At 57.6% G+C, this 20,669-nt stretch carries 28 protein-coding genes; 8 read left to right on the plus strand and 20 right to left on the minus strand.

From position 1 onward, the window contains the following. Positions 1-20: 20 nt before the first annotated feature. The 6 genes from nusA to pip form a co-directional block, all read right to left on the minus strand. Positions 21-1,628 (minus strand): transcription termination factor NusA, encoded by a 1,608-nt coding sequence (gene nusA, locus AC2FIS_RS16655; protein WP_496723469.1) that lies wholly within the window; start codon positions 1,626-1,628, stop codon positions 21-23. Then, positions 1,628-2,218 carry a ribosome maturation factor RimP gene (gene rimP, locus AC2FIS_RS16660; RefSeq protein ID WP_058276577.1) on the minus strand — a complete coding sequence of 197 codons (591 nt, stop codon included), beginning with the start codon at positions 2,216-2,218 and terminating at the stop codon, positions 1,628-1,630. The genes nusA and rimP overlap by 1 nt, the downstream gene beginning before the upstream one ends. Before the next feature lie 165 nt (positions 2,219-2,383). Further along, positions 2,384-2,554 carry a hypothetical protein gene (locus AC2FIS_RS16665; protein WP_496774467.1) on the minus strand — a complete coding sequence of 57 codons (171 nt, stop codon included), beginning with the start codon at positions 2,552-2,554 and terminating at the stop codon, positions 2,384-2,386. Between the two features lie 9 nt (positions 2,555-2,563). After that, positions 2,564-3,481, minus strand: a complete 918-nt coding sequence (locus AC2FIS_RS16670; RefSeq protein ID WP_496774468.1) for a hypothetical protein — start codon at positions 3,479-3,481, stop codon at positions 2,564-2,566. A gap of 93 nt (positions 3,482-3,574) precedes the next feature. Continuing rightward, a complete protein-coding gene (locus AC2FIS_RS16675) occupies positions 3,575-4,396 on the minus strand; it encodes an ABC transporter substrate-binding protein (protein WP_496774469.1) in 822 nt (273 codons plus the stop codon). After that, positions 4,393-5,370, minus strand: a complete 978-nt coding sequence (pip, locus tag AC2FIS_RS16680; protein WP_496774470.1) for a prolyl aminopeptidase — start codon at positions 5,368-5,370, stop codon at positions 4,393-4,395. Before pip ends, AC2FIS_RS16675 begins: the two co-directional genes overlap by 4 nt. 48 nt (positions 5,371-5,418) lie before the next feature. Between pip and ubiG the strand changes: the two genes are divergently transcribed. Continuing rightward, positions 5,419-6,165: a bifunctional 2-polyprenyl-6-hydroxyphenol methylase/3-demethylubiquinol 3-O-methyltransferase UbiG gene (gene ubiG, locus AC2FIS_RS16685; RefSeq protein WP_113789146.1), complete on the plus strand. Its 747-nt coding sequence runs from the start codon at positions 5,419-5,421 to the stop codon at positions 6,163-6,165. A gap of 72 nt (positions 6,166-6,237) precedes the next feature. On the opposite strand, the gene AC2FIS_RS16690 is transcribed toward ubiG, so the two are convergent. The 5 genes from AC2FIS_RS16690 to AC2FIS_RS16710 are packed head-to-tail and all read right to left on the minus strand — an operon-like array spanning position 6,238 to position 9,324. Beyond that, positions 6,238-7,008, minus strand: coding sequence for a hypothetical protein (locus tag AC2FIS_RS16690; RefSeq protein ID WP_496774471.1), 771 nt, complete (start codon positions 7,006-7,008; stop codon positions 6,238-6,240). Positions 7,009-7,015: 7 nt separating this feature from the next. Then, a complete protein-coding gene (locus tag AC2FIS_RS16695; RefSeq protein ID WP_472722373.1) occupies positions 7,016-7,456 on the minus strand; it encodes a MarR family winged helix-turn-helix transcriptional regulator in 441 nt (146 codons plus the stop codon). A gap of 14 nt (positions 7,457-7,470) precedes the next feature. Then, positions 7,471-8,301: a carbon-nitrogen hydrolase family protein gene (locus tag AC2FIS_RS16700; protein ID WP_496774472.1), complete on the minus strand. Its 831-nt coding sequence runs from the start codon at positions 8,299-8,301 to the stop codon at positions 7,471-7,473. Then, positions 8,301-8,558, minus strand: a complete 258-nt coding sequence (gene grxC, locus AC2FIS_RS16705; RefSeq protein WP_058272991.1) for a glutaredoxin 3 — start codon at positions 8,556-8,558, stop codon at positions 8,301-8,303. Before grxC ends, AC2FIS_RS16700 begins: the two co-directional genes overlap by 1 nt. 37 nt (positions 8,559-8,595) lie before the next feature. Continuing rightward, positions 8,596-9,324 carry a ComF family protein gene (locus AC2FIS_RS16710; protein WP_496774473.1) on the minus strand — a complete coding sequence of 243 codons (729 nt, stop codon included), beginning with the start codon at positions 9,322-9,324 and terminating at the stop codon, positions 8,596-8,598. A 16-nt stretch (positions 9,325-9,340) separates the two neighbouring features. Here AC2FIS_RS16710 and AC2FIS_RS16715 point away from each other — a divergent pair, with 16 nt between their 5' ends. Then, complete coding sequence (locus AC2FIS_RS16715; RefSeq protein WP_496774475.1) at positions 9,341-10,171, plus strand: methyltransferase domain-containing protein; 831 nt, start codon at positions 9,341-9,343, stop codon at positions 10,169-10,171. Positions 10,172-10,228: 57 nt separating this feature from the next. Then, a complete protein-coding gene (hemH, locus tag AC2FIS_RS16720; RefSeq protein WP_496774477.1) occupies positions 10,229-11,278 on the plus strand; it encodes a ferrochelatase in 1,050 nt (349 codons plus the stop codon). Positions 11,279-11,354: 76 nt separating this feature from the next. Here hemH and AC2FIS_RS16725 read toward each other — a convergent pair whose 3' ends face one another. Further along, positions 11,355-11,537, minus strand: coding sequence for a hypothetical protein (locus tag AC2FIS_RS16725; protein ID WP_010442520.1), 183 nt, complete (start codon positions 11,535-11,537; stop codon positions 11,355-11,357). A 140-nt stretch (positions 11,538-11,677) separates the two neighbouring features. Next, positions 11,678-12,277 (minus strand): L,D-transpeptidase, encoded by a 600-nt coding sequence (locus AC2FIS_RS16730; protein ID WP_496774478.1) that lies wholly within the window; start codon positions 12,275-12,277, stop codon positions 11,678-11,680. A gap of 169 nt (positions 12,278-12,446) precedes the next feature. On the opposite strand from AC2FIS_RS16730, the gene dalA reads away from it, so the two are divergent. After that, the gene (gene dalA / locus AC2FIS_RS16735; protein ID WP_496726756.1) at positions 12,447-12,962 is read left to right on the plus strand and encodes a divisome-associated lipoprotein DalA; all 516 of its coding nucleotides are present in this window, start codon (positions 12,447-12,449) and stop codon (positions 12,960-12,962) included. 61 nt (positions 12,963-13,023) lie between these two features. Here the strand turns inward: dalA and AC2FIS_RS16740 are convergent, their stop codons facing one another. The 7 genes from AC2FIS_RS16740 to AC2FIS_RS16770 all read right to left on the minus strand — a co-directional run bounded on the left by AC2FIS_RS16740 (position 13,024) and on the right by AC2FIS_RS16770 (position 17,807). Further along, positions 13,024-13,488, minus strand: a complete 465-nt coding sequence (locus AC2FIS_RS16740; RefSeq protein WP_058273066.1) for a PTS sugar transporter subunit IIA — start codon at positions 13,486-13,488, stop codon at positions 13,024-13,026. Positions 13,489-13,548: 60 nt separating this feature from the next. Next, positions 13,549-14,112 (minus strand): ribosome hibernation-promoting factor, HPF/YfiA family, encoded by a 564-nt coding sequence (gene hpf, locus AC2FIS_RS16745; RefSeq protein ID WP_058273067.1) that lies wholly within the window; start codon positions 14,110-14,112, stop codon positions 13,549-13,551. Between the two features lie 253 nt (positions 14,113-14,365). Then, positions 14,366-15,124 (minus strand): LPS export ABC transporter ATP-binding protein, encoded by a 759-nt coding sequence (lptB, locus tag AC2FIS_RS16750; protein WP_058272996.1) that lies wholly within the window; start codon positions 15,122-15,124, stop codon positions 14,366-14,368. Further along, the gene (locus AC2FIS_RS16755) at positions 15,124-15,615 is read right to left on the minus strand and encodes an LptA/OstA family protein (RefSeq protein ID WP_472722376.1); all 492 of its coding nucleotides are present in this window, start codon (positions 15,613-15,615) and stop codon (positions 15,124-15,126) included. Before AC2FIS_RS16755 ends, lptB begins: the two co-directional genes overlap by 1 nt. A gap of 3 nt (positions 15,616-15,618) precedes the next feature. Then, positions 15,619-16,218 carry an LPS export ABC transporter periplasmic protein LptC gene (gene lptC, locus AC2FIS_RS16760; RefSeq protein ID WP_496774479.1) on the minus strand — a complete coding sequence of 200 codons (600 nt, stop codon included), beginning with the start codon at positions 16,216-16,218 and terminating at the stop codon, positions 15,619-15,621. A 15-nt stretch (positions 16,219-16,233) separates the two neighbouring features. After that, positions 16,234-17,196 (minus strand): KpsF/GutQ family sugar-phosphate isomerase, encoded by a 963-nt coding sequence (locus AC2FIS_RS16765; RefSeq protein ID WP_282152832.1) that lies wholly within the window; start codon positions 17,194-17,196, stop codon positions 16,234-16,236. Continuing rightward, on the minus strand, positions 17,193-17,807 hold the full coding sequence (locus AC2FIS_RS16770; protein WP_108861705.1) for a ribonuclease D: 615 nt from the start codon (positions 17,805-17,807) through the stop codon (positions 17,193-17,195). The genes AC2FIS_RS16765 and AC2FIS_RS16770 overlap by 4 nt, the downstream gene beginning before the upstream one ends. 134 nt (positions 17,808-17,941) lie before the next feature. Between AC2FIS_RS16770 and AC2FIS_RS16775 the strand changes: the two genes are divergently transcribed. From AC2FIS_RS16775 to AC2FIS_RS16790, 4 genes are all read left to right on the plus strand, one after another. Then, positions 17,942-18,205, plus strand: coding sequence for a metal-sensing transcriptional repressor (locus tag AC2FIS_RS16775; protein WP_496774481.1), 264 nt, complete (start codon positions 17,942-17,944; stop codon positions 18,203-18,205). A gap of 3 nt (positions 18,206-18,208) precedes the next feature. Further along, a complete protein-coding gene (locus AC2FIS_RS16780) occupies positions 18,209-19,441 on the plus strand; it encodes an MFS transporter (RefSeq protein ID WP_496774483.1) in 1,233 nt (410 codons plus the stop codon). Between the two features lie 34 nt (positions 19,442-19,475). Further along, positions 19,476-19,904: an Lrp/AsnC family transcriptional regulator gene (locus tag AC2FIS_RS16785; protein WP_496774485.1), complete on the plus strand. Its 429-nt coding sequence runs from the start codon at positions 19,476-19,478 to the stop codon at positions 19,902-19,904. Between the two features lie 73 nt (positions 19,905-19,977). After that, complete coding sequence (locus AC2FIS_RS16790) at positions 19,978-20,667, plus strand: lytic transglycosylase domain-containing protein (RefSeq protein ID WP_496774488.1); 690 nt, start codon at positions 19,978-19,980, stop codon at positions 20,665-20,667. Positions 20,668-20,669 lie beyond the last annotated feature (2 nt).

Consider the following 20,669-nt stretch of genomic DNA (forward strand, 5'->3'; position numbering starts at 1 on the left):
GCGCCACCCGAAGCCTGAGATCAGGCCTCGGCCTCCTCTTCGGTAACTTCTTCTTCGGCCTGCTCCAACTCAGCAGGATCGACCCAGCCCAGCATGATCCGAGCTGTCATGACCAGATCCTGCGCCTCTTCCAGCGTTACACCGAAAGGTTCCAGAACACCGTCATCTTTGATTCGCTGGCCGTCGACCGTGGTCCAACCACCGGCCAGTTCCCAGTCAGCGCAGGTGGCGAAGTCTTCCAGGTTCTTCACATCGTCCTTTGCCAGCGCTTCAACCATCTGGGGTGTCAGGCCTTCGAATTCAATAAGACTGTCTTCGACACCCAACGCGCGGGCGCTTTCCAACGCTGCCTTGGCCTGTGCTTCCAGGTGTTCGCGCGCCCGTGTTTGCAGCTCTTGCGCGGTGCCTTCGTCAACGCCGTCGATCACCAGCAGTTCTTCGATCTCCACATAGGCTACCTCTTCGAGGTTGGTGAAGCCTTCGGACACCAGCAACTGGGCAAAGAACTCATCCAGATCCAAGCTGTCCATGAACAGCTGGGTGCGGGCTTCGAATTCTTTCTGACGACGCGCCGATTCTTCGGCCTCGGTCATGATGTCGATATCCAGATTGGTCAGCTGGCTAGCCAAACGCACGTTCTGACCGCGGCGACCGATGGCGAGCGACAGTTGCTCCTCAGGGACTACAACTTCGATCTTGCCGGCCTCTTCGTCCAGAACCACCTTGGAAACCTCAGCAGGCTGCAGCGCGTTCACCAGGAAGGTCGGCTGATCTTCGTTCCACGGGATGATATCGATCTTTTCGCCCTGCAGCTCGTTCACAACGGCCTGCACGCGGCTGCCGCGCATACCAACGCAAGCACCAACGGGGTCGATCGAACCGTCATAGGAAATCACGGCGATCTTGGCGCGCGAACCGGGGTCACGAGCCACGGCCTTGACCTCGATAATGCCGTCATAGATTTCCGGCACTTCCATCTTGAACAGCTCGGCCATGAATTCCGGCGCGGTGCGCGACAGGAAGATCTGGTGGCCACGAACTTCGCGACGCACTTCCTTGATATACGCACGCACACGGTCATTCGGACGATAGCTTTCGCGACCGATCTTGTCATTGCGGCGCAGAACGGCCTCGGCACCGCCCAGATCGACGATGACATTGCCAAACTCTTCGCGCTTGACCGCACCGTTGATGATGGTGCCTGCACGATCCTTGAAATCTTCGTACTGACGGTCGCGCTCGGCTTCGCGAACCTTCTGCAGGATCACCTGCTTTGCGGATTGCGCCGCGATACGGCCCATTTCAACTGGCGGCACTTCTTCAACGAAGACGTCACCAACCGAAGGCGTTTCCATATACTGTTTGGCCTGCTCGACGGTCATCTCGGCCTGATAGTTTTCCAGCTCTTCATCCTCGACCACAGTGCGAACGCGGGTGAATGTCGCTTTGCCGGTCTTGCGATCGATGCTGACGCGGATGTCCATCTCGGCGCCGTAACGGCTCTTGGCGGCACGGGCGAGCGATTCCTCCATCGCTTCGACAACCAGACCGGGGTCGATCATCTTTTCGCGGGCCACGGCCTCGGCGGTCTGCAGCAGCTCCAGCTGGTTGGCTGAGGTGATTGCCATCAGTTCGTCTCCTCTTCGGACCCTTCGGTCTCAATCTCGTCGAAAGCGTTTTCGTTCAGGGCACCGGCGTCTTTGCGCTGGCGCAGCATTTCCTTGATCAGGTCGTCGGTCAGAACCAGCTTGGCATCGCTTAGCCAGTCGAATTGCAGTCCGATGGTGATCGTCTCGTCCCCCTCGGCGAGATTGATCAGGACCTCATCGCCTTCGATTCCGGCCAGCTCACCCTTAAAACGGCGGCGCCCGTCGATCAGTTCGGCGGTTTCGATCTTGGCCTCATACCCTTCGAACGCCTCAAAATCCTTGAGACGGGTCAGGGGGCGGTCGATGCCGGGGCTGGACACTTCCAGCGCATAGGCGTCAAGGATCGGATCCTCGACATCCAACGTGGCGCTGACCGCGTTCGAAATCTCGGCGCAATCATCCACTTCGATACCGCCATCAGGCTTGTCAGCCATGATCTGCAGCGTGGTTTGTTTGCCGCTCATCAGGCGAATACGCACAAGCTCATACCCCAGATCCTCGATCACGGGGGTGATGATCTCGGCCAGTCGCCGGTCGATGGCTGCTTTGGCTATCAGGTCATTTGTCATCTGGTACTCTACCCTGTCAGTCGGGCACAAAAAAACGGGCGCGCGGCCCGTCGATCTTTTCCGGTGGAGCCCCGGACCGAAGCCCGACACGCCGCTGTTAACGGCCATATAGCTGCCCACATGCGAGATTGCAAGCCCACAACACCCCCATCGGATATCACAATGTCATTCTGCGAGAACCCATTCGCCATCCATGCAGATATAAGGACCAACGCGATCCCCGTCTTCGTAGACTTCACCGTCAAATAGACATTGCCTGTACTGTGCCGCTGCACTGACGGATAAAGTGACTGTCACAAGCGAGATGAGAACGCAAAGAACAACAATCATCTTCATCAAAAACTCCTATTTCGCCGATGACGCAAAACGCGCAGGCTGCGTGTTGCGCGGGTAAATGATCACCGACAATGTGCCGCTGCCATAAAACTGCTCGGCGTCCGCAAACAGTGGTGGAAAGAGCAGATCGAAGGCTGCGCGATTCAACCCCAACTTCACTTTTGATCCGGACAGGAACTCCAAGGGTGTCACCGCGGAGCAGGCATGGAAAACCGCGTCCTGTTGTACCGTGAACTGACGCATGTTGTTGGAAGAACCACCCGTCGGTTTTACCAGAACGGTAATCCCCTGTTTCAGCAAACTGTCGGGACAGGTGAACACCATCGGCTTGTCGGATTCATCCGTGTCGGGCAGCAAGACACCCTCGGCCGTTATCTGGTGCTTGTACGGGCTGAATACGGTATCCTGTTCAATAAAATTTGTGTAAAGAGTCGCAAACAACTGACTGTCGTCATGCGGCTCGGCTTTTATCCCGTCATACAAATCGGCAATCGCTTGCCACATCCGAGAGTCGGCACCGCGCAAGGTTCCGGGTAACTTGAAGGGACCCTCCAGATCATAAAGCACATCCCGCAACTGGGCGGACAGAATATGATCTTTATCCAGACCGCGGATCCTGTGTGCCAGGGCCGAATCGTCCAGCGCATAGTATCCATGTGACTGTAATGTGCGCGTGAGCGCCCGCATTTCGGACTTCTTTCGTGCCTTGGTCGCAGCATCGTCTTCCGACGTCACTTCAACTGCCTCAAAACCCTTATCCAGCAACTGAGTCAGCGACTGCCCTTCGCGGGCATCCAGCTCTATCGTCCCGTTTTTGCTGACTTTTACGGTAACGTTTTTACCTGACTTCAGGGCAAACACCGCAACAACCGCCAATGCTACGGACAAAATGGAAATTGATATATTCTTTAAGCCTTCAACCCTCATGGGAATTCTCCCATTTTCGAAACAATTAAGCTAATACAGCGCGTACAATAGCAAAATTTTGCACAAAGTAGAAGTCAGGCGAAATTTCGGCGCTTAAATCAACCACCAACGCTCGGCAACACGGCCATCATCCAGGGGGCGATCCGTTCCGATCTGACGGGGCATGCCGACATGCCCTGCTACAGCCAGCGCCACATCGGATTCGCTTGGGAAAAAGCGCAATCCGCGGTGCGGGCTGAACCCTTCGCCCTGTGGCAGCGCCGCGATATCCACAAAGCCGTCCCGCAGCGCCTCGGTACGCACGCGAGCGTCAGGAATCACGATAACCTCCAGGGTTTCGGCCCAGCCAGCCAATCCATCCTTGTAGTGGCCCGCCACACGGCGCCCAAGGAAATGACGATCATCCTCCGCCCGTTCAACACGGTAGCATCCAGTGCCATTCGCGGCCTGCAAAGGCGTGACACCTTGCCCATTGCGCGTGATAACGAACCTGCTGTCGGCCAAAAGGAAGGGTAGACCCGGGTTGGCCTGAGCCAACTCCAGACGCACGCGATTATCTGACAAGGCGTCGACCTGCCCGACATCGCCCAGAACCGCCATCACATCCTTTACATCAAGGACTGCACCATCGTGAAAACGAGCGTTCTCGCGCAGATCAAAGCTCCAGATGCGGGCTTGGGAATCAGTTTGCCAACCGGTCGCAAGCTCTCCGCGCAAGGTGCCGTCGGGTGCAATCTCGGTCAGGGTGTCAAACACAGCCCCGCGGGCGACCTGCTCCAAACTGTCATCGCGCGGCACGGCAAGGCGCAGCGTACCACCCACCTTGGGCGTATCGGCCAAAGACGCACCGGTCGCCGCGAGCAGAGCGGCAGCAGCACCGGAAGCAAACAAAGCACGACGGTCGATGCGGGTCATAATGCGCCCTCCGCCACTCGGTCCATGATGCGAACCAATTCCGCGCTAATTCCGGGTTCGGACAGCGCATGCCCGGCTTGGCGCACCATCTTCAGCTCGGCATTGGGCCATAGCTGGGCAAGGTTCCACGCGGCCTGAGGCGGACAGATCATGTCATACCGCCCCTGCACGATATGCCCGGGGATATGTGCGATTCTGTCCATCTGGTCCAAAATCTGCCCGTCGCGTTCAAGGAACGCGCGGTTGATGAAATAGTGATTCTCAAGCCGCGCAAAGGCGCGCGCGTATTCGCCGGGGCTTTCCCCGGTTGCGCCATGTGAATGGATTGACGCCAGCGCATTTTCCCAACTGGACCAGGCCCGGGCATACAGGATCTCGGTAGCGCGATCCCCCGAGAACAGGCGCTTGTTAAATGCGCCTATGGTGTCACTCAGCTCATTGTCGGATAGCAGAGCGGTGAACTTCGCCCATTGCTCGGGCCAGAACTTGCCCGCGCCGCCGCCGTAAAACCAATCCAACTCGGCCTGCGTCGCTAGGAACACACCGCGCAGTACCAGTCGATTGACCCGATCCGGGTGGGATTGCGCATAGACCAGCGCAAGCGTCGCCCCCCAGCTGCCGCCAAAGACGATCCAGTCGTCGATATCCAGCAGGGTTCGCAGCCGTTCGATATCGTCCACCAGATGCCAAGTGGTGTTGTCCGTGACCGACGCATGCGGGCGTGACCGTCCGCATCCGCGCTGATCAAACAGAATCACCCGGTAAGCGTCCGGATCAAAATAGCGCCGCATCGCGGGGCTGCAGCCACCGCCCGGCCCACCGTGCAGAATCACCACCGGAACCCCGTTGGGATTGCCGCATTGCTCCATATAAATACGGTGCCCGTCGCCCACATCGACCATCCGCTGATCGAATGGATCGATCGGCGGGTACAGATATTGAACTGCGCGCTTTTGGTCCGGGTACTTGTCCATTATGGCCCTATATAGTCCTTAAGCGTAAAAGAGCATACGGAGACAGGAATGCAAGCGCATCCGAACACGGTTGACCCTTCTGAGATCGCAAAATTCGAAGCGATGGCCGCAGAATGGTGGGACCCGCATGGAAAATTCAAACCACTGCACATGCTCAACCCCTGTCGGCTGGATTATATCACACAGCAGATCGCGGGCGAATTCGATCGCGATTTGAAGTCGCCAAAGCCGTTCGAGGGCTTGCGTTTGCTGGATATCGGCTGCGGCGGCGGGCTGCTGAGCGAACCGATGGCCCGCCTTGGGGCCGAAGTGGTCGGAGCGGATGCCGCCGAAGGCAACCTGCCCGTCGCGCGCATCCATGCCGAACAATCAGGGCTGGAGATCGATTACCGCCACACCACAGCCGAGGACATGGCCGCTGCGGGTGAACAATTCGACGTGGTGCTGAACATGGAGGTGGTAGAGCACGTCGCCGACCCCCTTGGCTTTCTGACCGCATCGCAAGACTTGCTGAAACCGGGCGGATTGCTGATCTGTTCCACCATCAACCGCAACCCGAAATCTTATGCGATGGCCATCTTCGGGGCCGAGGTCGTCATGCGCTGGCTGCCGCGCGGTACGCATGAATGGAACAAGTTCATCACCCCCGATGAGCTGTTTGACCTGCTACGTCAGGCAGGGCTGGAGCCGGTGGATCGCAAGGGGTTTGTATTCAACCCAATCCTGTGGAGCTGGTCGATCTCGGACCGGGATTTGAGCGTCAATTATGTGACGGCGAGTGTGAAGCCGGGGTAGGATGGCTGCTTGCAGCCATCATTCCAACGACGATACAGACGCGATGGGTACAAGCACCCATCCTACGATTTCTTAAAATTCTAAACGGGTCAGTCCAAAAGCAGGGCCAAAACCAGCAGCTGTTAGCTCGCTGCCAAGTGCGTCACTAAGGAAAAAATACCTGAACATATTGGGATCAATCCAGACTGCCGGACCATTTACCGCGCTGGTATCTGGCACAAGGCAATCAGCAAATGAGGCATCTGGCTTAGGCTTAAACACCTCGCGCCCCGGCCACACAGGCACGACATCGCTCTTTGCTATATCGATAGCATGACCTTGATTCTGGAAAATCAGAGCATATGCAACATAATCAAGCGGGGCTTCCGCATCAGAACCAAAAAGTTGCGTTTTTTGCAGACGCGCCTGACCCAAATCATAGTGCTCAAAAATCTCTGCAACATCCGCACGCAACATTGGGTGCCCTGCACTGAACACCGGAAGTATAGTGCTCGGTGGTGCCTCGCTTAGGTTCCAATAGAGTTCATTCGGCACTGCTTCTGGGTCGACATGCTCGCCACGGGCATTCTTCTTATTTCCATCACTATGCTTCTTGGCGATTTCGACATCTTCGTCGCGAAACTTGATCGAAGTGATCTTGTTTCGCATTGGTTCAGTGACAAAACCAATGCTGAGCTCATGTCTTTGGTAAACATCGCTGACCCAGATTGCGCCACTCGGTTTTGCAGTCTTCAGGTGAGATCGATTTTGTTGATCTTCGTTAGCGGATGCCGCCGAAGATGTTGGCGAAGTCACGTTCTCTGAAAGCGCACTGGATTTCCGTCGCTTCCTAAACCAACGCATGACCTTCCTACTCCCCCTCCAACTGCAACCGCAAATCCCGCAACACGGGCAGCGTGCTGCGGACGCGCTCCAGCCCCAGCTCTCCGACCACGCGGTTGATCAGCGGGGCGATTGATGCAATCGCCTGATCCCGTGCCCTGCGGCCGGCAGGGCTGATCGCCACCATCTTGCGGCGGGCGTCGTCCCAGTCGGGGCGGATGTGGATGTATCCGGCCCATTCCAGCTTGGCCAAGGTGTTGGTCATCGCACCACGCGTGACGTGGAACGTATCAGCCAATTGCGCCGGGCTACGCTCGTTCCCGACAAAGACCAGATGGTTGAGCACCGAGAAATGCGAAATCTCCATACCCTTGGGCAGCACCCGGCTAAGCCGATTACGCAACAGCTGGTCTGCGGTCAGGATTTCGCTGAACAGCGTGACCGCAAGGGCATTGTGTTCGTCAGTCATGGTCCGGTTCTGGATCAGGGTCCGTCAAAGCGACGGACGTGAGTCAACGAGGGCACCCGACGGCGCGCCTCAGACACAGAACTATCATGCATATCGAAAATGTGAATGCCCGGATCGGTCCCTGCGTCGATGACGACCTCGCCCCACGGGGCGACAACCATGCTGTGGCCATAGGTATAGCGCGTCTTGCCGCGGGTTTTAGGGTGTTCGCCAGTTTGTGCGGGGGCCAGAACCCAACAGCCGGTCTCAATCGCCCGGGCGCGCAGCAACGATTCCCAATGGGCCGCACCCGTGACCGGCGAAAACGCGGCCGGAACCGTCAGGATTCGCGCCCCTGCGTGCGCCAACGCCGCATAGAGCGCCGGAAACCGGACGTCATAGCAGACTGTCATGCCAACCTTGCCAAAATCGGTGTCGGCAAACACTGCCTTGTCGCCAGGGCGGTAATTTTTGGATTCGCGGAAGGTCTCGGTTTCGGTGACCTGCACGTCGAACATGTGTATCTTGTCATACCGCGCCACGACCTGCCCTTGCGGGTCGATCATGAAGGACCGATTGGCAAACCGGCCGTCCGCATCATGGGTTTTGATCGCCAAAGACCCGATCAGCAGCCAAACACCCAGCGCGGCGGCCTGATCCCGCAGGCCGGCCAGCGATTGGTCATCTTCTTCGTGCTGCAGGACTTCGCGCTGCCGCGTGGTGCTGGTGGACACGCAATTCGTCACCTCGGGCGTCAGGATGAACCGCGCGCCTTGCGCCGCCGCTTCGGCCATCATGGCGCGCACCCTGTCCAGATTTTCGGCCGGATCATCCGACGAGGTGATTTGCAGCAGCGCGGTCTTCATCAGGCCGCGAGCAGGCGATCCAGCTTGCCCTGACGCTCCAGCTCATACAGTTCGTCACAGCCGCCCACGTGCTGCGCACCGATAAAGATCTGTGGCACGGTTCGTTTGCCACCGGCACGCTTGATCATCTCGGGCTTGCGCTTGGGGTGCATCAGCACGTCGACTTCCTTGAATTCGACGCCTTTCTGTTTCAGCAAGCGTTTGGCCGCGTGACAAAAGCCGCAGAGCGGCGAGGTGTAGATTTCTACCGGTTTCATATTCCGTACCTTCGCGTTTCGCATAATCTTGGGCGAATTAGGCATCCTTGGCAACGCGCGCTAGGGTCAACACGGAAATATGATTTGCTCCGGATGCAAGGCAGACACGCGCGCAAGCCGCCAGTGTTGCGCCGGACGTCATCACATCATCCACCAGCAGAATATCGCGGCCTCGCAAGCGGTCTTGCCGCTTTGGATGGGCGATGATCGAGCTTTTAAGAATTTCAGCCCGCTCTGCCGCTGTTTTGCCATCCAGAACAGGCGTCTTTCGGTGGCGAAGCAAAAGGTCCGGGCACACCTCAAGCCCAGCCTCTTTCCCAAGGTGTTGCGCCAAAAGGGCGGACTGGTTGTACCGGCGTTTCAACAATCGGGACCAGTGCAAAGGCGCCGGTGCAAGCAGCATACCCTCGCGAAACAGTTCTTGCCCTGCCCACGCCAGCCAGCGTGCGGCGGGGCGCGCCAGTTCGGGCCTGTCACCATGTTTCAAGGCCAGCACCAGCGACCGCGCTTTGCCATCGTACAAAAGAGCCGAACGCCCATCTTGCCACGGGCGCGGCGCAGCCAAGCAATCATCGCACTCAATCCGGTGACCGTCTGCGACCCCCGGTAACGGCACCCCGCAGCTTTCGCAAACAACTCCACCGATAAAGGGCGTCTCGCGCCAACATGACCCACACAGGCCGAAATCCGATTCGGTCAGGTCCCCGCATCCCAGACAGCGCGGCGGATAGATCAGCGCGACGGCGGTTTGAATCCGCTGCCACATGCGATAATTGCGCCCTATGAAACTGCCTGAGTCCAATGCACCCTCTTTGTTTGATCGCCAGGTCCTTGCCCTGCATCGCGTCCGCGCGAAGGATGAGGCCCTGTTCCTGCATCGTGCCGCTGTGGACGAAGTGCAGGATCGGCTCTCTATGGTTAACAAAACCTTTACGGCCCCGGCGATCGTGACACCATTTGCGCATATCTGGCAGGACGTACTGCCCGGGACACGGATCGTTGCGGATGATGAGGTTCTGGCCCTGACCCCCGGCGCGCATGATTTGGTCATCCACGCCATGGCGCTGCATTGGGCCAATGATCCAGTGGGGCAACTGATCCAATGTCGCCGCGCTCTGCGCCCTGACGGATTGCTGCTGGTTGTGTGTCTGGGCGGCGAAACCCTGCATGAGCTGCGCGCCGCACTGGGACAGGCCGAAATCGAAGTGGCCGGAGGCCTCAGCCCCCGCATCGTCCCGATGGCCGAGCTGCGCGATCTTGGCGGGTTGCTGCAACGGGCGGGGTTTGCGCTGCCGGTCGCCGACACCGCGCGCCTGACGGCGGAATACCGCGACTTGCTTCACCTGATGCATGACCTGCGCGCCATGGGTGAGACCAACAGCCTGTCCGGGCGCATGAAACAACCCACCAATCGACAGGTTTTTACGCGCGCACAGCAGGTCTATGCCGACAACTTCTCAACGCCCGGGGGACGGTTGGCCGCCACCTATGAATTGATCTGCCTGACCGGCTGGTCTCCCGATGACAGCCAACAGAAACCATTGCGCCCCGGATCAGCCAAAGCCCGGCTTGCGGATGCGCTGGGCACAAAAGAAGGTAAACTGTCCAATTGACGACCGGGCTTTTCCGGTTATCTCAGGCCAGTACAGAGAAATCTCAGGAAGCATCAGATGTTTGACGCCACTCGCCCCGATCATGCCGCCGCAGACCATCCAAAGGTCAAAATGGGCCGCGTCGGCATTCTGCTGGCCAATCTCGGTACGCCGGATGACTACAGCTATTGGCCGATGCGCCGGTATCTGAATGAGTTTTTGTCGGACCAGCGCGTAATCGACTATCCCAAGTGGAAGTGGCAGCCGATTCTGCAAGGCATCATCCTGTCCAAGCGCCCGTTCAGCTCGGGTGAGGCCTACAAGTCGATCTGGAACCACGACAAGGGCGAAAGCCCGCTTATGACGATCACCAAGGACCAGACAGCCAAGTTGCGCGATGCGATGCAAGAACGGTATGGCGATCAGGTGATGGTCGATTTCTGCATGCGCTACGGCAATCCCTCAACCAAATCCAAAGTACGTGAAATGGTGGCCGCGGGCTGTGATCGAATTCTGTTCTTCCCGCTCTACCCGCAATATGCGGGCGCGACCACGGCAACGGCCAATGACCAGTTCTTCCGCGCGTTGATGGACGAAGCCTGGCAACCTGCGTCTCGCACCGTTCCAGCCTATTTCGACGAGCCTGCTTATATCGACGCTTTAGCCGGGTCAGTGGAAAAAGCCTATACGGCACTGGAGACCAAACCGGACGTCCTGGTCTGTTCTTATCACGGCATGCCAGAGCGCTATTTGCAGCAGGGCGACCCCTATCATTGCCAATGCGCGAAAACGAGCCGATTGCTGAAGGAACGGCTGGGCTGGTCGGACGATCAGCTGGTCTCAACCTTCCAGTCGCGATTCGGTCCCGAGGAATGGCTAAAACCCTATACCGTGGATCATGTGGCTGATCTGGCGCGGCAGGGAAAGAAGAACATCGCCGTGATAGCGCCCGCGTTTTCCGCCGATTGCATCGAGACGCTGGAAGAGATCAACGAAGAGATCAAGGAAAGCTTTGAAGAGGCCGGCGGCGAGAGCTTTACCTATATCCCCTGCCTCAATGACGATGATTCGCACATTGGCGCACTAGGCAAGGTAATCGAAGATAATCTGAAGGGCTGGCTCGACTGACCGTTTCCCATCATCAAGAAATGAAAAAAGGCGGTGGATCGCTCCACCGCCTTTTCTCTAGATTTAGCTCGTCAAATTAGCTTGCTGCAACAGCTGCGGCAACTACGACCAGCAGGATCAGCGGCAGGATGATACCCTGCGACGAACCCTGAGTTTCCTCTACAACAACCGGTGCTTCAACAACCGGCTCTTCCAGGTTACCGGCATAAGCGGTCGAAGCAGCAGCAGTCAATGCAGCGGCGAGAACGAGTTTTTTCATATTAACCTCCAGAGTTTGCACGGCTCCATCAATCGGATCCGCACACCTAAGACTTACCTCGTGGTTTTTTTCTAATCAGCTATATGGCTGGAATGCAATTGCAACTTGAGCCACAAGCGGGTTCGTGCGCGAAAATGTCGTCAAATAAGCAACACTTGCGTGCCGACCTTCGCCATCGAGAACAGCTCAGCGATATCTTCGTTGAATAGGCCGATGCATCCGTTCGATGACCGGCGACCAATTTTGCGCGTGTCATGCGTTCCGTGAATCCGGTAGTATTTCCAACTCAGGTATAAAGCATGTGTTCCTAATGGGTTATCCGGGCCCGGCGGAATATGGTCCGGCCATTCGGGATTTCGCTTCTTCATAGAAGGTGTCGGCGACCAGCTGGGCCCTTCAACTTTGCGGATGACGCTGGTGCGGCCCCGGCGGGTCAATTCTTCGGTCAGCGGAACGGATGAGGGGTAGAGTTTGTATACAGATTGATCATCTGACCAATAATGCAGCGCTCGGGACACCGTATCGACCAGAATGGCCCCATTATTCGTATTCGAGAAATACGGCTGCCAATCCAAGGCGCGGAACCCCGAGACATTGCGACGCACGTCTGGCTCGGCCTCGGGTGGTGGGCGCAGTGGGTCACCTGGAATGTACTGGGCAATCGCCGGCGATGCCAGCAGGGCCGAAGCACCGGCCAGAAATCCTCGGCGGCTTGATGAGTGAATGGGTTTCTTGACCATATTGAACGGTCCTTTGCGAAAGATGACCTGAAATTTTCACGTATTTTATTGCCAGAATGCGTCAATCGCAAATCAAACCGGCAGAAACATGCAAGAATCAGCCATTGCAGGTTTGCCGAAGGCTGCATGGCGCGCTATGCCGTATGTCGACACAATAATCAGGTCGATCATGACGCGTATTATCACATTACTGTTTCTTTGCTTTGTTGCGCTGGCTGCATGTACCCCAAGCGGCACCCCAACTTACGGATCAGATGGCCGTCCACTACCATCGGTCTACAAGATTCGCGGCAACCCCGAAAAGCTCCAGTTCCGTATGCTGGATTCGGTAAATGCCTTGCGCCAGGCTCAGGGTTTGCAGGCGGTGCAGCTGAACTCACAGCTGAATGCTGCGGCCGCGACCCACTCCAAGGATATGGCGCGCCAGAACCGCCCATGGCACTTCGGTTCGGACGGATCGTCTCCCATAGATCGCGCGCAACGCGTCGGTTATTACGGGACTTTCCTGGGTGAGGCGATCTCGGAAACCTATGAGACCGAAACCGAAACCTTGGCCGCCTGGATGCAGGAACCTGGCCCCCGAGCCGTGATCATGGACCCCAAAGCCTCACAAATGGGCTTTTCCTGGCATCAGGAAGGTGGCGGGAAAATCTGGTGGACACTGGAAATGGGAGCAGGCGGGTAACAAAAAGCCGCCTCGAAGAAAAAAGCCCCCAGCTTTCGGGGGCTTTTTTATTTCAGCAAGATCAGGCGGCCTGCATGGACTGCGCTTCGGTCAGAATCGCGTAAAGCTTGACCGGATCAGGGTTGGCCCGCAGCTTTGTGCAAACAGACGTGTCGCGCAGTGTACGCGACACCAGCGCAAGCGCCTTAAGGTGATCGACCCCCGCCTCTTCCGGCGCAAACAGTGCAAATGCGATGTCCACCGGCTGCCGGTCGACCGATCCAAAATCAATCGGTTTTTCGAGCATTACAAACACACCCGAGACACTGTCCAGATCTGTCAGCCGAGCGTGCGGCAAGGCGACACCGTGTCCAACCCCGGTCGGCCCCAGACTTTCGCGCTCCAGCAAGCAATCGACGACAGTCTGCGCATCCAAATGCAAAGTTCCGGCGGCAACATCGCCAATTTCCTGAAACAACCGCTTCTTACTAGAAGCGGCGGACAACACACGTACTGCTTCGGGCTTTAATATGCTCGAAAGCTCCATCATCACGCTCCATGGCGGGGCCCCTGCAATTGCAGGGGCGTGCCTTGCTAGTCTTGCCTGTTACGGATCAATCCAGCCGATGTTACCGTCTTCGCGACGGTACACGACATTCAATCCGTCCTTGTTTTCGTTCCGGAACACAAGCACCGGCGCACCGGCAAGTTCCATCTGCATGACCGCCTCTCCAACACTCAGCGATGGGATCTTGGTTTCCATCTCGGCCACGATCATGGGCTGCAGAGTATCGGGCTCGTCAGCCGTCTCCGATTCGTCAGAGGCGAGGATATAAGACGACGCTCCGAAGAGTTCAACAGGCTCGGACCGATCCTTGTGGTGGTCTTTCAGTCGGCGCTTATAACGGCGCAGTTGCGTTTCCATCTTGTCGCAGCATCCCTCAAACGCCGCGTAAATCTCGGTTGCGTGTGCCTTGGCCTGAGCGGTCAGACCAGTGGAAAGATGCACTGTGGTTTCGCATACATATTCATGCGCTGAACGGGAAAAGACGACGTTGGCATCTGTCGGACGTTGGGCATATTTGCCCACGACCTCGCCCAGTTCGGTCTGCACATGAGTCTGCAGGGCCGCACCGATGTCGATCTGTTTTCCGCTGATTTGGTAACGCATGTGATCTCCTTCACAATTCACACCCATTTCTGACGTCACGTAATGCGACGCGCTTGTTTTTATCGGGTGGGGGACATCGGCAAATCCTGCGGTAACCGCACCGGCCCCCCTTCCAGGAAGGGACGTCGAGATCCAGTCGGGAACCGAAGAAATGCCATAGTCCAATTGAGGCAAGAGACGGGGGGAGAGTCAATCAAAACAGGCGTGTATATACGTGATTTCCGCCATGCGCCCGGCGAATATCTGCGCAAGCTCATGAAATACGGAAGTTTTCACCCAGATAAACCCGGCGCACGTTTTCGTTTTCAACCACTTCGTCGGGTGTGCCGGACATCAGGACCTGACCGTCATGCAGGATGTACGCACGATCCACGATCTCTAGTGTTTCGCGCACGTTGTGATCGGTGATCAACACACCGATTCCACGCTTTTTTAGGTCCGCAACCAGATGGCGGATATCCCCGACGCTGATCGGGTCGACCCCCGCAAAGGGTTCATCCAACAACAGATATTTCGGATCTGCTGCCAAACAACGCGCGATCTCGACCCTGCGGCGTTCACCGCCCGACAGGGCCAGCGCGGGTGCGCGGCGCAGGTGTTCGATCGAGAAATCGGACAACAGCTCTTCCAACCGCTCTTTTCGGCGGTGGGCATGATTGACAGTGATATCCAGAACGGCGGCGATATTGTCCTCGACACTCATGCCACGGAAAATCGACATCTCCTGCGGCAGGTATCCGATCCCAAGACGCGCGCGGCGATACATAGGCAGCGTTGTGACAACCTGACCGTCAATCGTAACAGTGCCGGCCTCAGGAAACACAAGGCCCGCGACCGAGTAGAATGTGGTGGTCTTGCCTGACCCGTTCGGACCCAGCAACGCCACGACCTCGGATCGGCCCAAGGTCATGGAAACGTCACGGATCACTGTCTTTTTTCGGTAAGACTTGCGAAGTTTTTCGATTTTCAGGCCAGAGGCGCCTTCGGCCACCGTCAGGTTTGGCTGAGCCATCAGTTGGCCCCCTGCTGCAGGATGGTCTTCACGTTGCCTGTCACCGTCGCTTTGCCAGTGGTCAGGTTGGCGTTCATCTGGTCGCCGCTGATCGTGCTTGGCCCCTGCAACAGCAGAACGTTGCCCTTCATGACGATCTCACCTGAATCGATGGTGTATTCCGCCCAGTCGCCTTCGGCCGCATCCGGAGGGCTGACCAGAATCACATCCTCGGTCGCTTCCATCCGTTCGATGCCTGAACGGTCTTCGTTATAGATGACAAGCACGCGTTCCGCCGTCAGGCGCATTTCGCCCTGAATGACGATCACGTTGCCCAGAAACTCGGCCGAGCCGTCTTCCTGATTTACGTTCAGCTTTTCCGAGGTCACCTCGACCGGCAGGCTTGGGTCGGCATTAGCCGAACCGAAAGCAACCTGAGTTTCCTGCGCTGTCGCAGAGATCGCACCAGTTACCAGAGCAGCGCTTACAAGGGCTAATCGAAAATAGAACACAGGTTATCTTTCTGCTTTTTGAGGCTCATACACCAACTTCACGCCATCTGTAAAAATAATATGGACCGGTCCATCTTTTTTTTCAGTCCCAAATGTCATTCTGCCCGCGGTAAAATCACCAATAATACCGGTTCCGTCGACCTGACTGGGCGTGTCGCCCTGAATTTCGTCCAGCGCGGTGTTCAACAGATCGGTCGTGACAACGATGCCGTCCGTTGTTGTTATAACCACATCCCCGACAAAGGTAGCTGTATTCTTGTCCGGACGGATCATGCCAGTGTTGGAGTCCAAAGTGATCACGCCGCCATTCAACAGGCCAAAACGGCCCCGAAACTCGGCCGCTGTTGGCGCTTCGCCCTCAGTACCCTGCGTTGCCCGACTTGCCTCGATCTGAACGTCTTCGCCTTTGCGGGTCGTTCCTTGGTAGTTGGGCTGCGTCACCACCTGATCCGCCAAACGTTCATCGATATCCTGCTGGTTGAAGGGCACGGACACATTGGTTTCGATGCTGCGCGACAGCAGGAACACAGTCGACAGCATAGCAATGGCCACCAGAGGCAGCACCACCTTGAAGAACTGTACCCTGCGTGAGTGTCCGTCCAACGCGCTACCCTCCGCCTAGCCCAATCCGACGCGCAGGCAGTCGTGGATATGCAACAGCCCCTCGGCTGGGCCTTGCGTCTCGGGGTCGACCACAAACAGCGAAGTGATCTTGCGGTCGTTCATGATCGCCACCGCCTCTTCCGCCATTGCGTTCGGGGAAATGGTCAGCGGATTGGTGGTCATGACCTCTTTGGTGGTCTTGTCCAGAAGACCGTCCATGTTCCGGCGCAAGTCGCCGTCAGTCACGATGCCAATCAGGCGGCCCGTCTCGTCCGTCACGCCGACAACGCCAAAGCTTTTCTGGCTCATGACCAGCAGCGCCTCGCTCATGGGGGTGCCCTCAGAAACAACTGGCAGATCAGCGTGCATCAAATCCCGCACGGTTGAAAGCTGCGCCCCCAGCTTGCCGCCAGGGTGGAAGGCGCGGAAGTCCTCGGGCTTGAAATCACGGTACTTCATCAACGCAATGGCCAGCGCGTCGCCCATCGCCAACGTCAACGTGGTTGAAATCGAGGGCACCATGCCAAAACCGCAAGCCTCGCCCAGTGATGGGATCAGCAAATGCACATCCGCCTGCGTCATTAGCGTGCTTTCCGGCTTGCTGGACAAGCCGATCAAGGGAATGCCAAAGCGGCGCGTAAAGGCCAGCAGATTGACCAGTTCCGGCGCTTCGCCCGAATTGGAAATCGCCAGAACCACATCTCCCTTCGACACCATGCCCAGATCGCCATGGCTGGCCTCGGCAGGGTGTACGAAATAAGCCGGCGTGCCAGTGCTGGCCAGCGTGGCAGCAATCTTGTGGCCGATGTGACCAGATTTGCCGATACCGCTGATGATGATGCGGCCCGGAGCCTGCAGGATCATCTGCACGGCTTCGGCAAAATCTTCATTCAGGCTTTCGGCCAGCACGTCCAGCGCGCGGGCCTCGTCGGTGATGACCTGACGTGCGGTTCTCAGGAATGCTTCGGTATCGGTCATGAGTGCGCAAAAATATCCGTTTCGGGCCAACCGGCGAGGTCCAGTTTCGCACGCATCGGCAGGAAGTCAAAACAGGCCTGCGCCATTTCGGTGCGGCCTTCGCGGGCCAGGCGTCCGTCCAACGCCTCGCGCAACTGATGCAGGTACAGAACATCAGAAGCAGCATAATCCAGCTGCGCGTTGGTTAGGGTCTCAGCTCCCCAGTCGCTCATTTGCTGCTGTTTTGAGATATCAACGCCGATCAGCTCCTGACACAGGTTCTTCAGCCCGTGTCGATCCGTATAGGTGCGCACCAACCGACTGGCGATCTTGGTGCAATAAACTGGTGCGGCCAGCGCGCCAAACGCGTGGTACATCGCAGCGATGTCGAAACGTCCAAAGTGGAATAGCTTTAACACGTCGGGGTTTTCCAGCATCGCACACAGGTTCGGGGCCTCTGTCTGCCCCTTTTCGACCTGGACGATGTGGCTGTTTCCGTCGCCGCCTGACATCTGGATCACGCACAGCCGGTCCCGATGCGGGTTTAGCCCCATAGTCTCGCAGTCAATGGCCACAACAGGGCCCATATCCAACCCGTCCGGCAGGTCGTTTTTGTAAAGATGGTTTGCCACGGGGCTTGTCCTTTGTCCGGTATCGTCCCCGAGATAGGAGGTTTGGTCTCTAAACTCAACGCTATCCATGACAGTGCGGCAGGGACCCGCAGGTTACGTTGACCATATCCCTATGGGGGGGATAGGGTTATTGCATGACACAACACAAACACGAGTCGCACCCGCAGATCCATGCGCGTCTGAAACGGGCACACGGGCATCTGGCCCGGGTAATATCCATGCTCGAAGATCAAGAGCCCTGCACCGACATCGCACAGCAACTTTTTGCGGTTGAAAAGGCGATTACCAACGCCAAACGGGCCTTGATCCACGATCATATTGATCACTGCCTGTCACCAACGACCGCAACCAAAAACCCGGACATGGAAGACTTCAAAACCATCACAAAGTACCTCTGACCGATGCTGAGCGTCCTGAAGAACCGCGTCTATCGGCATTTACTGGCGGCTCAGGTGGTTGCGTTGATGGGAACCGGGCTGGCGACGGTTGCCTTGGGGTTGCTCGCCTTTGATTTGGCCGGTGACGCGGCGGGTATGGTTCTGGGAACCGCCCTGACCATCAAGATGGTGGCCTACGTGGTTGTCGCCCCGCTCGCCGCTGCGTTTGCAGAACGGCTGGACCGACGCAAAATGTTGGTGGCGCTGGATCTTGTGCGTGCCGCCGTTGCGCTTTGTCTGCCGTTCGTGACCGAGATCTGGCAGATCTATGTGTTGATCTTCCTGCTGCAATCGGCCTCTGCCGGCTTCACCCCTGCCTTTCAGGCCACGATCCCGGATGTTCTGACAGATGAGCAGGACTATACCAAAGCCCTGTCGCTGTCCCGGCTGGCCTATGACCTCGAAAGTCTGCTCAGTCCCGCTCTGGCCGCAGCGCTGTTGTTGATCATTAGCTTTGACAGCCTGTTCTGGGGCACAAGCTTTGGGTTCGTTGCCTCGGCAATCCTTGTCGTGTCGGTCGCCCTGCCTTCGCCCAAACCGACGAAACGGAGGGGGATTTACGACCGGACAACCCGGGGCATTCGCCTATACCTTGGTACGACACGGTTGCGCGGTTTGCTGGCGCTGACGTGGACTGCCGCGTCACTCAGCGCGATGGTCATCGTCAACACTGTCGTCATCGTGCGCGCCGATCTTGGGCTGTCGGAAAGCGCTGTGGCCGTTGCATTGGCCGGGTATGGGGGTGGGTCGATGCTGGCCGCCTTCATCCTGCCGTCTCTTCTGAACCACTACGAGGATCGCAGCGTTATGCTGGCTGGTGCAGCATTCGGGACACTTACGATGGCCGTTGCAGCGGGGTTGTTCGCCTCGACCCAGATGACTTTGTGGGGGCTCGCGGTGTTATGGGCGGGTGCTGGCTTTGGCTATTCAGCCACTCTGACACCGTCCGGCCGTCTGCTGACACGTACGGCCCGCCCGGAAGACAGACCAGCAGTTTTCGCCGCGCAGTTCACCCTGTCCCATGCGTGCTGGCTGGTGCTGTACCCGCTGGCCGGGTGGCTGATGACCACCAAAGGAACCGAACAGGCATTGATCTGGATGACCATGGCGGCCATTTTGGGGCTTGGTGTTGCGCTTCTGATCTGGCCGCGCTCCAAGCAGAAAATCACGTCGGGCGAACACGCTGACAAACCTTGAGCATCCCAAGGTATTTGCACTACACCTTGGCCCTATGGATCAGCTTGACCGTCGCATAATCTCGGCTCTGCAGCACAACGCCCGCGAATCTACGACTAAGATCGCGGCGAAACTGGGTGTGGCCCGGACCACCGTGCATGAACGCATTCAGCGGATGGAAGAACGCGGCGTGATTGCCGGGTATTCGGTGGTTCTGAGCGCCCCTGAAGACGCCCCGCGCGTTCAGGTCGTTGTCTTGCTTGAGGTTCAGCAAAAAGAGACCAAACGTATTATCAAGCGGCTGGAAGCCTATCCCGAGGTCAAGCTCTGCCTATCGATCAATGGCGAATTCGACCTGCTGCTGTCCGCCGAAGCCCCCAGGATCGAGGATCTGGACATTCTGGTCGACGAATTGGCCAAGATCCCCGGGGTTTTGCGAACCAACACCAGTGTCGTGTTCGGCCGCCGGATCGACCGAAACTGAGCGGCCGATAACCCTCTGTAAACCCTGACACAGCTAGCTTGGCCCGGACTGATCAGAATCCCGGACTGGCAGAATGCCTTATCGAACAATCTTAGGACTGGCCTTGGCGGCGCTGTTGGTGGCACCGCCGGGTTTTGCCATGCCCAACACCCAAACGGCCCGCATCTGCGACCACGCCGCCCAGCGCGCCGCCCGGTCCGAAGGTGTGCCACTGGATGTAATGCGTGCAATCGCCCGGGTTGAGACAGGCCGCACGGCTGACGGGGCACTGCAACCTTGGCCCTGGACAGTCAATGTTGAAGGAAAGGGCGTTTGGTTCACCTCAGAGTTCGAGGCAAAATCATATGTGTTCGAAATCTTCAAAGCAGGCAAACGCAGCTTTGATATCGGGTGCTTTCAGATCAACTACCGCTGGCACGGCAAAGCCTTCCGCTCGATCGACGCCATGTTCGATCCCGACGAAAACGCCGCATATGCCGCGCGGTTTCTGAAAGAGCTGTATGCCGAACTGGGTTCGTGGAACGCCGCCGCCGGAGCTTATCACTCGCGCACGCCCGCTTTGGCAAACGCCTACGTGATGCGTTTTCAAACCGTTCTGGCTCATTTGGATCAGCAAACTCCAAACGCATTTGCGACGCGCGATCCGTTTACCGGGGCTGCCGATCCATTAATTCCACCCCGAGCAGAACCCACCAACACTGGCGCGATGGGATCGCTGGTGCCGGTGGCCGGCGCTGCGACCGCTTTCATCCAATTCAACTAGGA

The organism is Ruegeria sp. CDSB113 (assembly GCF_059611045.1).